We start from the raw sequence: 14,526 nt of genomic DNA, 5'->3' as shown, positions 1-14,526 counted from the left end.
CCAATCAGACCTTGCTAAGTATGCTGACACCTATTGGCGTTGAAATGAAAAGAAATAGTTTAATAATGGGTGAAAATTTAGCTAAGATTTATGGCATAGTCAAATATCCTCAAAAAGTAGATTACGGTTGGTTATCCAAACTCACCAATGTTCCTAAAACCATTACAAGTATCACCTTCAACCCTGTTGATAGTAGTGATTTTATGGACAGTATATCCAGTAGCATCATTCGCAATAGAAGTGATGCGGTTTACAATAAAGACCCACTTTTACAAAAGAGAGCTGAACGAGCAGCACTAGATGGGGATAAAATGATCGAGAGCATTGATGGTGATAACCAATCTATAGGTGCAATGAGTCTAAGCATTATGCCCTTATCCAAAGATGATAAAGATTTTGAAAAAGTATGTAGAAAAACTCAAAGTGCCATCGCTTCATCTAAATGTAAAGGGAGGGTTCTTGCCAATCTTCAAGAGCAAGCTTTTAAGAATTTGTCACCTTACTACAGAAGACATAAAGACATAGGAAATATACTACAAAGAGTCATGCCAATGAGTACATTCGTCGGCGGTTATCCCTTCTCGACTAGTGGCTACAGTGATGGTAGAGGGTATTACTTTGCAAAGGATTCCAGTGGGGGACTTGTTGTACTGGATACATGGAAACGTGGTGGAGATAGAACCAACAGTAATTTCACCATACTTGGTGTGGCAGGTGTAGGAAAATCTACAGTGGTGAAACATCTTGCCATATCTGAATATATGAAAGGTACTCGAATCCTCTTTATTGATCCAGAATCAGAGTACCGAGAGTTATGCCAAGCATTAGGTGGCGATGTGATTAATGCAGGCGGTGGTAGCAATGGTCGAATCAATCCATTACAGATAAGAGATATACCTGCTATCAATGAAGATGATGAAGCTGAAGGATTAGGTGCAATGGCTCTTCATCTAAAAAATGTAGAGGTATTTTTCAATCTCTATATGGAACTTACAGAAATTCAAAAAGCTCTATTAAAATCAGCCTTAATCGAGCTATACAACAAGTTCAAAATACACTGGGATACAGATATCAAACCATTAAGGAATGACGATTTCCCTATTATGAAGGATTTATATGAACTGATCTTAGATAAGTCAAAAGAAGAGACAAATCATAAAGAACTGGCAACATTACTTAAGGATATCGCTATAGGTGGCGATTCTTTTTTATTTGGTGGACATAGTAGTATCAAAGCAGAATCCAGATGCGTTTGCCTAGATACTTTTTCACTACAAAATGCCAGTGATAACGTGAAGAAAACCCAGTATTTTAATCTATTGACCTGGTGTTGGAATGAGATGAGTAAAGACAGAACTGAACCCGTTTTACTTATTGCTGATGAAGCCTATTTAATGATTGATCAAAGAGTGCCACAATCCTTGGTTTTTCTTAGAGATGTAGCTAAGCGAGCAAGAAAGTATGAAGCAGGCTTGACTATCGTATCTCATTCAGTTGTGGATTTCCTTGCACCACCAATCAGAATGTATGGTCAAGCGTTACTAGATATCCCGTGTTTCAAGGTGCTTCTAGGAACAGATGGGAAGAATCTTACAGAGCTAAAAGAACTCTATAATCTAACGGATGCAGAAGAAGCATTACTTGCTCAAAAGAAAAGGGGTGATGGGTTACTGATGGTTGGTTCTAAGAGACTTCATGTGAACTTTCATATACCATCTTATAAATTTGATTATATGGGCAGTAGCGGTGGCAGATAGAAAAATTAAAGGAGAAAATAAGTTATGAAAAAGACCAATATGATTGAAATTATGTTTTATATCGTGCTGATTATATTTGGTGTAATCGCACTTCTATTTTTTCAACCGAAGGAAATAGAATTTGATATACCAAGGCAATTTGAAATCAATGTGCAGGAAGGGGGTAATTATGGTGGTACTCTATTTAACGAGTAAAGTTCATATGAATATATTAGATTTTCTAAAAGAGAAGGAAGAGCTTGTTATACAAAAGTATGTAGGGGAATTTGATTTAAAAGACTTTTTAAGCAAGTCAATACAGCGATTAGGGCATGTGCAAGCTATTGTTGTTGATCGAATATGTCTAATAAATACAGAAGAAATCATAATTGATGCTATTAGAGCCTTTAAGTCCTTAAGCAAGATTAAGATAGTTTTCTATATCCCAAATGAAGAGCAGAGCCTAGTCCACGAGCTGATTGGACTAGGTATTTTCAATATCATTACTGAAAGTGAAGTAGATAAGCTTAAGAAAGAAATCGAGATGTGCTTATTGGAGGATATGACAGAGAAGTATATCAAAGATAAGTTTGATCTGGTGCATGATATAAAAGAAGGTACTCTGATTGATTTTAAGGGAAAGCAAATAACTATTGGAGTTGTTGGGGCACAACATCGAGTTGGAACTACGACAGTGACAATGCAGTTTGCTTGTTATCTAAGTTCAATAGGAGCAAAGGTGAGTTATGTAGAAGCTAATGATAGTGGCCATATGAAGTTGATTGCTGAACACTATGAGATGGAGAAGAATGGAGACGGTTATCTTTATAAAGGTGTTGCTTTTGAACCTCTTAATTCCAAGAATGAAACAGAGTTTGAATGTATCGTTTATGATTTGGGTGTTTTTAGTAAAAAAGCATTGGTTGCATTAGAAAATGTTCAAATACCTATTGTCTGTGGAGGAGATAAGGCATTTGAACAAAATTATATGGAGGTTATCAATAAGGAAATCGTGAATCATTATTTTAAGATAATTAATTTTTCGGAGGATATAAAAGATGGTTACTATTTAAAATTTGAACCATGTTTATTTCGGTTTAGGACGAATAAAGATATTTTTGAAGATATATTTACGCATATCCAAAGTCACAATAAAATCATAGTATCGCATTAGATAGTTAAGCTATAAAATAATAAGATTGAAAGATAAAAAGCAGAAGGTTCTAATTTTTATTTTTACCGTGCATCAAATGATTTATTGTCATCTATGTGTTATAATACTAATTTACACTCTCAATTTATGAAGTGGTATTAAAAACTAGGCATTACTCTTAGTTGTATTGATTTAAATATAGTAGATATTGTAATGCTTTTGACATATAATTAAAGCAACTATTATATTATAACTTGCATTCGTTGACAATAAAAGTTTAATCATATAAAATAGAACGTGTGTTCGATATAGTTAAAGGAGGTTCGATGATGTACAATATAGATTTTTTAAAGATTTTAGTTCAATCATTTACTGATAATCTAACTTATTACAAATCAACAGCCTATAATGAAAGTGCATGTAGGTTGAATTACATAGATAACTTATTCAAAGTACTCGGATGGGATGTATCTAATGATTCAAATACATCACCTCAAATCCGTGAAGTATTAGTAGAAGATTATGATAGAAGTACAGGTAGACCAGATTATTCTATGACATTAACAGGTGTTGTAAAGTTTTTTGTTGAGGCAAAGAAACCTTCGGTAGATGTGTTATCTAATTTGGATGCTATTTTTCAAGCTCGTCGATATGGATGGTCAGCGAGACATAAAATAGTTGTTCTAACTAACTTTGAAAATCTGTTGATTTATGATGCATCAATAATGCCTTCATCAACGGATACTGCTGACACTGCTTTGATTGCAACATTCAATTATGTTGAATATGTAGATAGATTCGAAGAATTAGTTTCATTAATATCTAGGGATTTTATTTATAGTGGTGAGTATGACAATAGTTTTACGGATGTAGAGGGACTGAAAAAGCAGGTAGATGATGTTTTTTTAGATCAAATAAATCAATGGAGATTGCGTTTAGGAGAATACTTACTTTCGCAAGAATTTGGAATTGAAATTATTAATGATATGACTCAAGATTTTATAAATCAAATAGTGTTCTTGAGAATTTGCGAAGATAGAAATCTTCCTGTGTATCAAAAACTTGAAGAAACAATAACTGATGAATCAAAAGTAAAAGATGCATTACAACAGCTTTTTGTTGATGCAGATAATAAATATAACTCGGGATTATTTAGTGGCGATTACTTAATATTTGATTTAAATAATGAAATTATTATAGATATTATTAAAACTCTATACTATCCTCAAAGCCCATATGTTTTTAACTTAATTGAAGCGAGTCTTCTAGGACATATTTATGAAATGTTTTTGGTAAAGCATCTCATAATAAATGAAGATGGTCATATAGAACTGAAAGAGAAAAAAGAGAACGAAAACAGATCAGTAGTTACTACCCCCATAGAGATCGTTAAGTATATGACTACAAAGAGTCTACAACCTCTACTTAATGGCAAAAATCCTGATGCAATAAAAGAATTGCGTGTAGCCGACATAGCAAGTGGTTCAGGTATATTTCTTGTTGAAGTTTATGAGCAGATTATTCATTATGTTAGAGATTGGTATTCTGAGAACCAAAAAGATCACTTAATACATATGGGTGGAGAGAAGTACAAACTTCCACTTGCTGAAAAAAGAGAAATACTTGAGAATTGCATTTATGGTATAGACATTGATTCACATGCAGTTGAAGTATCAAAATTTAGCTTATTACTAAAACTATTAGAAGATGAGAATACGCCAACAGTGACTGGGTTAACTCCTATATTACCTGATCTAACTAATAATTTACTCATTGGAAATTCGCTTATTGATACAGATATGATTACTAAATATAAATCGGAAGATCAGATTCAAAGTATCATTCCGTTTGATTGGTCTATAATCAATCAAGGTAATCACTTTGATCTTATAATAGGAAATCCACCGTATGTAAAAGTAGAAGATATGAAGGCTCTGCTCCCTAGTAATGAATTGAAAATTTATAAGAAGCGATATTCTTCATCATATAAGCAGTTTGACAAGTATTTTATATTTATAGAAAGATCATTAGAATGTCTAAAAGAAGAAGGTATGTTGAGTTTTATTGTGCCTAATAAATTTTCAAAGAATAAATCAGGAGCTAAGTTACGTAAGCTATTAACAGATGATGCTTATGTTTACGAGTTTGTAGATTTTGGTTCAGCCCAAGTGTTTGAGGATAAGACCATATATAGCTCAATTTTGTTTTTAAAAAAGGCTATGAATGAAGAGTTTACCTTCCGAGAAGTTGATGATTTAAATAGGTGGTGGATTACTAAAGATGATTCCTCTAATATGATTAAGTTAAGCCATACACTTCTAACGGATAATCCGTGGGTGTTAGTCGCTGATTTAGATATGATACAAAGGTTAAATAAACTATATTCCAATTCTATTCAACTTCAAAACATAGCTACACCATTTGTTGGAATTCAGACTTCTGCTGAAAGTATAAAGATAGGTAATTATAAAAAAATGCCTGCTTACTGGTTCGTAGATGAAGATATAACTGGAGAAACTAATGATACGTATACGTTTAGAAGGTATGACAGGGAGTTCACAGTAGAGAAGAATATACTAAAGCGTTATTTTAAACCTGTTACCAAGGCAGAAAAGGGGAATTCTTCGTATGATACTTGTGTAACTAACAAGTGGATTATATTTCCGTATGATTCAAATGCGGACTTGATTCCTATGGATGTGATGGAGACTGATTATCCTAATACTCTTGAGTATTTTCGGTTTATCTATGCTGCTATTGAACCGAAGCAACTAGGTAATGGAGGAAAAAGAGATGTACCATTAGCAACGCCTGATACTTGGTATCGGTATGGCAGAAGACAGAGTTTTAAGAATTTCTGGGGAACGGATAAATTAATTGTAGGCGTTATGTCTAAGAAACCTATGTTTATGCGAGATAAAAATAATTTTGTTGTAGCTAGTGGAGATACGGCTGGATATGTAGGAATTAAAACTCTAGAGGGCAGTCCTTATTCTCTTGAGTTTATTCAAGCTTATTTGACACATCCTCTTATTGAGAAGGTATTTAGTATTGTGGGTAGTGACTTCGATAATGGATTTTATTCAAGAGGAAAGTCAGTTTTGGATGTTATCCCAGTTAAAAAAATTGATTTTACTAATGAGAGAGAGAAAGAAAGACATGATAGTATAGTCGAAAAAACTCATGAAATATATGATATTAATGCAACACTATTAAATAGAGTTTCAAGACAAACACAGACAGTGCTGACTCGTAGGAAAGAGCAATTGATAAGTGAAATTATGGAGAAAATAGATGAAATTTTGGAATAAAGGAGTTGGATTATATGAAACTTAAAGAGAACAGTTCAGCTCAAAAGCTAAGAGGAGGATATTACACACCTAGAGCATTAGCTGACTTTATTGTTAAAAATATTACTTTTAAGGTCGGTGCTAAAGCACTTGAGCCTTCATGTGGTGATGGCGTATTTCTTGATAGCATATCAGAGCATATTAATGAGAATATGTTGGAATCTATAGATGCTATTGAGATAATAGAAGAAGAAGCTAATAAAGTAAAGCAGAGAGAATACGGTGAAAAGTTCAATGTTATTAATAACGATTTTCTAGCTTTTTATCATGATAATAAAGAATCCAAATACGACTTGATCTTAGGAAATCCACCGTATATAAGATATCAGTATTTGACTCAGAAGCAAAGAAATATCCAATCTGAGATATTGATTAGTAACGGTATGAAGTCTAACAAATTAATAAACAGTTGGGTTTGTTTTTTAGTTGCTTGTGTTGAAATGCTTGCTGAAGGTGGAACAATAGGTTTTGTTATACCTGCTGAAATACTTCAGGTAGTCTATGCAGAAGATCTAAGGCAATATCTTTCTAACAATTTATCAAGGATAACCTTGTTGACTTTTAAAGAACTTGTATTTCCAGATATTGAGCAGGAAGTAGTAGTGCTTATTGCAGAAAAAGATATGAATATTTCAACAGAAGATGCTGTTATATCAGTCGTTGAATACACAAACTTTGAAGATATGATTCAGCATGATCTGTCAGAAGTTGAGTATCAAAAAATTGAGCACACAAAAGAAAAGTGGACACACTATTTCTTAACAGGAGAAGAGAATAAGCTTATTTATCAGTTTAGAAATCATAGTGATTTTACAACTTTTGATAAGATTGCACTTGTTAATGTTGGTATAACAACAGGCAATAATAAATATTTTTCAGTAGACAAAGAAACAGTTAAAAAGTATGAGTTGGATGATATTGTTCTTCCATTAATAGGCAGAAGTGCTCATGCTCATGGACTATTTTTCAATGAAGATGATTGGCATAAAAATGTTGAAAATGATACAAGAGCTCAATTAGTATTGTTTCCAGAAGATGTTGCATATTCAGATTATCCTAAAGGCTATAAGAAATATATTAAGTGGGGAGAGAAAACTGAGCAAAATACAGGTTACAAATGTCGTATTAGAGATAGATGGTATATCGTTCCAAGTGTTTGGACACCTGATGCATTCTTCTTGAGAAGAAATAATATATATCCTAAGTTTGTCTTGAATGAAATCAACGCCGTATCAACTGATACTATGCATCGTATTAAATTTAAAGACAATATAGATAAGAGAAAAGCTTTACTGTCTTATTATAATAGTATTTCTTTTGCGTTCACAGAAATTAATGGGAGAAGTTATGGTGGTGGAGTACTTGAAATATTACCTCGAGAAGTTGGAGCTGTTATTTTACCCGACCTACAAAGAATGGAACATAAAGCTGTAGATGACCTTCTGAATACTATAGATGACTATATTAGAAATAAGAAGGATATTGAAGAATTACTTGATATCATTGATAGGGCAGTATTAATTGATTACTTAGGCATAGAGAAAGATGTTATTAGTGCTTTCAGAGGTATATGGAGAAAACTAATGAATAGAAGACTTACAAGAAGTAGGTAATTGGAAGATATATAAGAACGATTAGAGATATCATATGAAATATGTTAATGGCATTATATGAGAAGATTGGACGAGCATTTTGTTAATATTCAAAATGCTCGTTTATTTATTGTATAGAGAATCAGACGTTAAATTAGAAAATAAGCACAAAAACATACCCAGTTATTGACAAGGAACATACGTTCGTATATAATATTTTTATAATGAGTCGGGAGTGTAACTAAAAACGTGTATTGGCTATGAATAAAGTAATAATTACTTTAACTAAAGAAAGGGGAATGTGTAAGATGAATAATAAGAATATTCTGCATACCATAGCGAATCGCCATAAAAACATTGACCCTAAGACGTATCATAACGCAAACCAACTTTTGCGGATATACTCTGATGTTGTATGGAACAATGTAGAAGCGTACACAGATGTTATACGAGAATGTAACGAAACATATGGCTTACCAAATTATAAAGGACTTGAAATACTAGCAGAAATCGGAGAAGAAGAAAAAGCCATAGAACTAAAAGAAAGACTGATGAATGTTGCAGAAAATAAAATCATAATTGAGGCTATTGAAAGAGCCTTATTACACGTAAAGGATTATAAGCATAATGGTGAAGTCTATTATGATATTATCTATAAGAATTTTTTTGTTAAATACAAGTACACTGAAGACGACTTACTGGATGAACTTAAAATGTCTCGTTCTACATATTATCGAAAGCGTAAAGAAGCTATTCATTTATTCGGCGTATCGCTGTGGGGATTTATAATCCCAAAGGTATTAAAATCATTTGATGCTAGATACAATGGGACTGAAATGATACTAATATGAGACAAAATAAAGACGGTATTGAAACAAAATAGAAACTTCACTGACACTGACATAGGATTTAGCTCCTGATACAATGATAGCATGGCATAAACTGCCAATAAAATAATTGCATATAGAGAAGAAAGAGACTCTATGACCTTAACAGGTTGTAGGGTCTTTTTTTATACCCATTTTTCAAAATATTGAAATAATGGCTTTCTACATGAAATAGGACATCTTCCCTTTATGCAATGGCATAAAGGAGGAGCGAGTATGAAGAATACTATTCGTGCGCCATGTCCCTTCCTATCTTTTTAAATTACACATTCAAAAAAGATACGGAGGGAAAGGTAAATGAATCAAATTATTTTATGTAATCAGTGTAAAGGATTATTGAATGAAGAGCTGCTTTGTGACAAGTGTACTTTTTATATACAGCAGTATTGTGAGCATTGCCATGAGCAATCACAAGAGACCTGTAATTTATGTAGACAAGCTAGAGCGTTTATAGAAAGTGATGATAAGAGACAAGCATCAAGAGAAAGAACTCATCGGAATCACATTGTACATATTGACTTGTCCTATGCAGAAGATAAAAAGCTTATTGTTAATCAGCATAAAAATCCACTAGACACCTTAATTGATGAAACAGATAATCGTCGAATATTAGAGATGTTTAGTTGCTTGACAGAAACTCAGAAGAGAAGATTTGTTGCTCATTATATTGATGGAAAAACATTTAGAACTATTGCCAGTGAAGAAGGCGTAAATCATACCAAAATACAGAAGTCCATTGAGCAAGCCAGAAAAAAATTAAAAAAGTTTTTTAAACAGGGGGTACAAATCGCCGTTTTTTTTCCTAACTTATGAAGGGACTTTTTCATATCTCTTCATGAACTTTGAAAAATAATGGTCAGACAGGCTACATGGTTGATGGTATTTACATGAACCATGCAGCTATACCCCATTTATAAGACAGTCTCTAAGGTACGTTACCTTGTAGCCGTAAGGAAAGCGACAATAATGACCTCGCCAAGATCACTTAGTGGGAGCGATGAAGGTTGATTAAAAATGATTTCGTGGTTATGAAATCAATCGCCATGATCTACAAGGGAAAAGATATGATGATACTTCTGCATAGTCCTAATAATCCTATGGAGTGCAGTCACTAAAGTTAGTGATGAAAATAGTGTAGTTTGCAAGCAGAGAGCTACATTAGGTTCAATGAGAGTCCCACCAAGACTCGCCTTAGAGATTTATTTAATACTTTTTTAACAGCATCCTTATGGAGCAATGAAGGTTGCTATATAGGCATGTTGTTAAAAACTAAGGAAGAAAATGGAGGAGATAAGAATGAGTAAAATCAATAGACATACAGAATATGCATTAGAGCAATTAAGCACTAAAGTGAAATTAGAAGAACGTGAAATAGGTATCTTTATATCTAGGGATTGTATCGTTACTGAAACCTATACAGGAAAGACCTACAAATATAGAGCCTACAATTATATAACAGGTGAAACAAAATATATAGGATATAAAAAAGAAGCCATCGGTTCAAAGGAGTATGAAGACTTACTTACTAAGATTGCTGATTACAAATTCTATAATATTAGTTATCCTGAATCAGGTGAGAAATTAATAGAGTACATCTTTAATAAAGTATTTGAGAACTTTGGATTTAATAAAAGGCATGAACAGATTGAATTGTCTAAGCATATGTATATAGTCATGACCCAGAAAGCTATTTCCTTAAGTGATGTTGCTGTTGGACTAGGGAAAACTCATGCGTATCTTGTGGCAGCTATTGCTTATCAAATATGTGGTTACAGAGAAGTAGAAGCTGAGACAATTACCCATCCAATCATTATTTCAACATCTAGTAAGCGATTACAAAATGCCATAGTAAGAGATTATTTGCCTGAAATCTCAAATATGTTGATGGCTCACGGTATCATAGATGAAGAAATCACAGCGGTTATTAGAAAGGGTAGAAGCAATTATATTTGTGATTTACGTCTTAGAAACTATGTGAATTGTCTTGACCCTCAAAAGAAAAATTCAAGGGAATATGAGGTATTGAAGAAAGCATTAGACAGCAATCATGCTGATTTAGAAAATATAGTGGGGATCAGCCGTTATGATAGGCAGCGAATTAATGTTATAGCGGGTCATTGTAGCAGTTGCCCAAAGGGAAAGACTTGTAGTTATATACGTTACCTTAAAATCTTAAATGCTCCTCATTACAATTTTCAAGTAACCAATCACAACTATATGATTGCAGACATACTTAAAAGAAGTAGAGAAGAAAAATCATTGCTACCTAGACATCACATAGTCATTTGTGATGAAGCTCATAAATTAATAGAAGTATACAGCGATATGCAAACTGTCGTGCTTAGTAAATATAAAATTTTTAGTTTAATAAAGCGTATAAAGCCCCAATCCGAAAATAACAAGCGATTTAAGAAGATGAATCAATTATGTAATAGTATTATTGAAAACACTCAGCATCTTTTTAATGAAGACTTACATATAACAGTTGAAAATCATCAAGATGAATCTACAAAATACGGTCTTCAAGATAGTACACTTTTGTTACGACAATTCAGTCGCATAAAGAAAAATTTACAACAACTCGTGTTAACAGTTCCAGATTATAACCGTAAGGAACAAATTGCTTTTGAGAAACTTGGTGATATTGTAGATTGTATTCTGAGTGAGGATTCTATTAGATGGGTTGAAATGGAACAAACTAGAGTTTTAATAAAGGCTATCCCAAAAAAGATTCACCAAATGTTAGGACAGGACATCTTTAAAGAGGATGTAGCAGTTTTATTAACCAGTGGTACATTATCAGTAGGTGGTGATTTTAGTTACACAAAAAGTATGTTAGGAATTGAACATATTAAAAGAGTAAATGAGATGTACAAAGTATCCCCTTTTAATTATTATCAAAACACATTACTTTATCAAGCTAATGACCTGCCTTATCCTAATCCAAATGATGGTCAATATATAAAAGCCATTGCCGACAGAATCTTGACATTAACTCAAGCTAGTTATGGACATGCTCTGGTGTTATTTACATCCTATGAAATGATGAGCAAGGTCTATGGATTATTAAAGAATGAGCAAGTGCCCTTTCCGCTGTTTATCCTTTCAAAAGGAAAAAATTCGGTATTACAAACTTACCGAAAAAGTAAGAACGGTGTGCTACTTGCATGTGGGGGTATGTGGGAAGGCGTAAACTTAACAGGTGATTTACTATCTCACCTTATTATTGTTAAATTACCCTTTCCAGTACCCGATCCAATTACAGAATATAAAAAAGAAGAGTTGGATGAGGATGACTTATTCAAAGAAGAAATACTGATTCCACAAATGCTTACTAAACTGAAACAAGGCTATGGACGAGCTGTTAGAACGGAAACAGATACAGCAGTAATATCTATTTTGGATATTAGAGCTAATGGAAGGTACAAAGACGCTGTAAGGAAAGCACTACCTAATTGCAGGGTCACACACAACATAAAAGAGATTACTTCATTTATTCAGGTTAAGAAATCACCTGAATATTTTTTATAGCCAAATTACATGATGATGGATATTTATTAGGAGGTTAAGAGGTGGATAACTTATTATTATACAACATGCAATTGGTCATGTTAAAGCAACTGTTAGGAAAAGATTTACTCAATAAAGCAGAGTATGATTTGATAAAAAATAAATTGATGAAGAAGTATAAAATTATTGAACAATTTCTTGTAGTTTAGAACATGAATATTATACACTAAAGTCACATTCATGAATGAGCTATTGGATAAAACGAAAGGAGGATTTAAGTGAAAGAGGTACAGGTGATACAAGCTTCTTCTGATAGAATCAATAGAAGAAACGCTGTTGTATTAGAGCGATTAAGAGTAGCAGCTTACTGTCGAGTAAGTACTGATTCTGAAGAACAAAAGTTAAGCTACGATTCCCAAGTGACACATTACCGTCAACTTGTTTCAAACAATCAAGAATGGAATTTAGTTGAGATATACACAGATGAAGCCATATCAGGGACTCAAATAAATAATCGAATAGGTTTTCAAAAGATGATTAGTGATGCCCTTGATGATAAAATTGACTTAATCGTTACTAAATCTATTTCAAGATTTGCAAGAAATACACTAGACACGCTGAAATATGTACGCTTATTAAAGGAACGTAATGTAGCTGTACTCTTTGAAAAAGAAAACATCAATACGCTGACCATGAATGGTGAAATGTTGTTGGTTATTTTGAGTTCATTGGCACAGCAAGAAAGTGAATCTATATCAGCTAATGTCAAGATGGGCTTAAAGATGAAGATGAAGCGAGGTGAAATGGTTGGCTTCAATGGTTGTTTAGGCTATGATTATGATTCAGATAAAAAGATACTCACCATTAATGAAAGAGAAGCCGAAGTTGTTAAGTACATATTCCGAAGATACATTGAAGGTGTAGGATGCTATGTTATAGCGAAAGAGTTGACACAACTTGGTTACAAAACTAAGAGAGGTAACTCAAACTGGGGAACAAGTACTGTTACAGGTATTATCAAGAATGAAAAGTATAAAGGTGATTTATTACTAGGAAAATCCTTTACAGTTGATCCTATTACCCATAGACGTCTTAAGAATTTTGGTGAAGAAGACAAATACTATATGGAAAATCACCATGAGCCGATTATTACAAAAGAAGTATTTGAAGAAGCTCAAAGAATCTTAACAAAAAGAAGCCGTAGAAAATCCCAAGAGAAAGGCATTAAAAGAGAAAAGTATAGTAGGAAATATGCCTTTAGCAGTATGATGAAATGTGGATTTTGTGGGAGTACCATATCAAGAAGGTCATGGCATGGTGGTTCGCAGTATAAGAAAGTCGTTTGGGCGTGTGTGACTAGCACAAAGAAAGGCAGAAAGTATTGTGAGCATTCTAAAAGCATAAAGGAAGCTGATATAGAAGCCGCATTTGTAGATTCATTTAATATGATGTGTAGCAACCATAAAAATGTGGTCGTTGAATTTTTAAAAACTATTGAAGAGTCTATAGGCAGTGATGGAACTGCACAGAAGATTAAAAAGATTAGTGAAGACATCTATAAGTATGAAAGGAAATTAAGTAAACTTGTCGAACTAAATATTGATGGTTTAATTACTAAGGAAGATTACGAAAGTAAGTATACTAACATTATTGAAAAAATCGAGAAGTTGAAAGTAGAACAAGAGAGCCTTGATAGCGATTATGATGAGCAAGAAGAGTTAAGGGAGAAGATTAATTCCTTTAAGAATCTATTTAACAACAATGAACTACTTACAGAATTTGATCGAGAGATTTTTGAAAATGTTATAGACCATGTTATAATAGGCAAGGTTGATGAATCTGGTATAAAGAATCCTTATTCAGTAACTTTTGTTTTCAAGACAGGTTTGAAAGTTGAGGAAGATTGCACAGCAAAAAAGTCTTTGGGAATACATAAAAGTGACGAATTTGTGTATTCCTATGATAGAACCCACACACGTGGAGTGCGTTACTCTGATAGAGCGAGTTTAGAGAGTTTTATATGTTCCCTTAGACTAATTAGTTTGAGGGAATTTTTTCTTAGGGGGTACGTACTTTTACTCAGAAATAAACAAATATGCAAAACCAAAGAGAGTTCTGCATATTTGTCTATGGTATAGAATGAAAATTCATTTAATCAAGGTTAACCTTAAAAAAACTATAGCAGATAATAGTTTGCAGTTTTAGGAAAGTGGATATTAACCTGGGTTTGTTTTCCTTCTTCAGATTGAATTGATATATTATGACCTAGCTTCAAAACCATTTGCTTAGCAAGATAAA

General features: G+C 33.1%; 10 protein-coding genes. All 10 read left to right on the top strand.

What is annotated here, in order from left to right:
- The first annotated feature begins 311 nt into the window (after positions 1–311).
- The 10 genes from F8154_RS01915 (at position 312) to F8154_RS01875 (ending at position 14,366) form a co-directional block, all read left to right on the top strand.
- Positions 312–1,757, top strand: a complete 1,446-nt coding sequence (locus F8154_RS01915) for a VirB4 family type IV secretion system protein (RefSeq protein WP_330577817.1) — start codon at positions 312–314, stop codon at positions 1,755–1,757.
- A gap of 24 nt (positions 1,758–1,781) precedes the next feature.
- A complete protein-coding gene (locus tag F8154_RS14975) occupies positions 1,782–1,952 on the top strand; it encodes a hypothetical protein (protein ID WP_192930117.1) in 171 nt (56 codons plus the stop codon).
- Positions 1,927–2,910, top strand: coding sequence for a hypothetical protein (locus F8154_RS01910; protein ID WP_151859901.1), 984 nt, complete (start codon positions 1,927–1,929; stop codon positions 2,908–2,910). The genes F8154_RS14975 and F8154_RS01910 overlap by 26 nt, the downstream gene beginning before the upstream one ends.
- Positions 2,911–3,218: 308 nt before the next feature.
- Positions 3,219–6,200, top strand: coding sequence for an Eco57I restriction-modification methylase domain-containing protein (locus tag F8154_RS01905; protein ID WP_151859900.1), 2,982 nt, complete (start codon positions 3,219–3,221; stop codon positions 6,198–6,200).
- A gap of 14 nt (positions 6,201–6,214) precedes the next feature.
- Entirely contained in the window at positions 6,215–7,852 is a 1,638-nt protein-coding gene (locus tag F8154_RS01900; protein WP_151859899.1) for an Eco57I restriction-modification methylase domain-containing protein, read from the top strand.
- Positions 7,853–8,139: 287 nt separating this feature from the next.
- Entirely contained in the window at positions 8,140–8,682 is a 543-nt protein-coding gene (locus tag F8154_RS01895) for a hypothetical protein (RefSeq protein WP_151859898.1), read from the top strand.
- Positions 8,683–9,015: 333 nt separating this feature from the next.
- On the top strand, positions 9,016–9,531 hold the full coding sequence (locus F8154_RS01890) for a sigma factor-like helix-turn-helix DNA-binding protein (RefSeq protein ID WP_151859897.1): 516 nt from the start codon (positions 9,016–9,018) through the stop codon (positions 9,529–9,531).
- 483 nt (positions 9,532–10,014) lie between these two features.
- Positions 10,015–12,249: an ATP-dependent DNA helicase gene (locus tag F8154_RS01885; protein WP_192930116.1), complete on the top strand. Its 2,235-nt coding sequence runs from the start codon at positions 10,015–10,017 to the stop codon at positions 12,247–12,249.
- Between the two features lie 41 nt (positions 12,250–12,290).
- The gene (locus tag F8154_RS01880) at positions 12,291–12,437 is read left to right on the top strand and encodes an SHOCT domain-containing protein (protein WP_243141129.1); all 147 of its coding nucleotides are present in this window, start codon (positions 12,291–12,293) and stop codon (positions 12,435–12,437) included.
- A 69-nt stretch (positions 12,438–12,506) separates the two neighbouring features.
- Complete coding sequence (locus F8154_RS01875) at positions 12,507–14,366, top strand: recombinase family protein (protein ID WP_151859895.1); 1,860 nt, start codon at positions 12,507–12,509, stop codon at positions 14,364–14,366.
- The last annotated feature ends 160 nt before the right edge of the window (positions 14,367–14,526 follow it).

Source organism: Alkaliphilus pronyensis (assembly GCF_009017275.1).
Classification (GTDB): domain Bacteria; phylum Bacillota; class Clostridia; order Peptostreptococcales; family Natronincolaceae; genus Alkaliphilus_C; species Alkaliphilus_C pronyensis.
Note: the sequence above shows the minus strand (reverse complement) of the source record. Positions and strands in the feature narration are given on the sequence as shown.

Coding starts and splice junctions, on each gene's coding strand:
- F8154_RS01910 (WP_151859901.1), top strand. CDS start 1,927: ATGGTGGTACTCTATTTAACGAGTAAAGTTCATATGAATATATTAGAT.
- F8154_RS01885 (WP_192930116.1), top strand. CDS start 10,015: ATGAGTAAAATCAATAGACATACAGAATATGCATTAGAGCAATTAAGC.
- F8154_RS14975 (WP_192930117.1), top strand. CDS start 1,782: ATGAAAAAGACCAATATGATTGAAATTATGTTTTATATCGTGCTGATT.
- F8154_RS01890 (WP_151859897.1), top strand. CDS start 9,016: ATGAATCAAATTATTTTATGTAATCAGTGTAAAGGATTATTGAATGAA.
- F8154_RS01905 (WP_151859900.1), top strand. CDS start 3,219: ATGTACAATATAGATTTTTTAAAGATTTTAGTTCAATCATTTACTGAT.
- F8154_RS01900 (WP_151859899.1), top strand. CDS start 6,215: ATGAAACTTAAAGAGAACAGTTCAGCTCAAAAGCTAAGAGGAGGATAT.
- F8154_RS01915 (WP_330577817.1), top strand. CDS start 312: ATGATCGAGAGCATTGATGGTGATAACCAATCTATAGGTGCAATGAGT.
- F8154_RS01895 (WP_151859898.1), top strand. CDS start 8,140: ATGAATAATAAGAATATTCTGCATACCATAGCGAATCGCCATAAAAAC.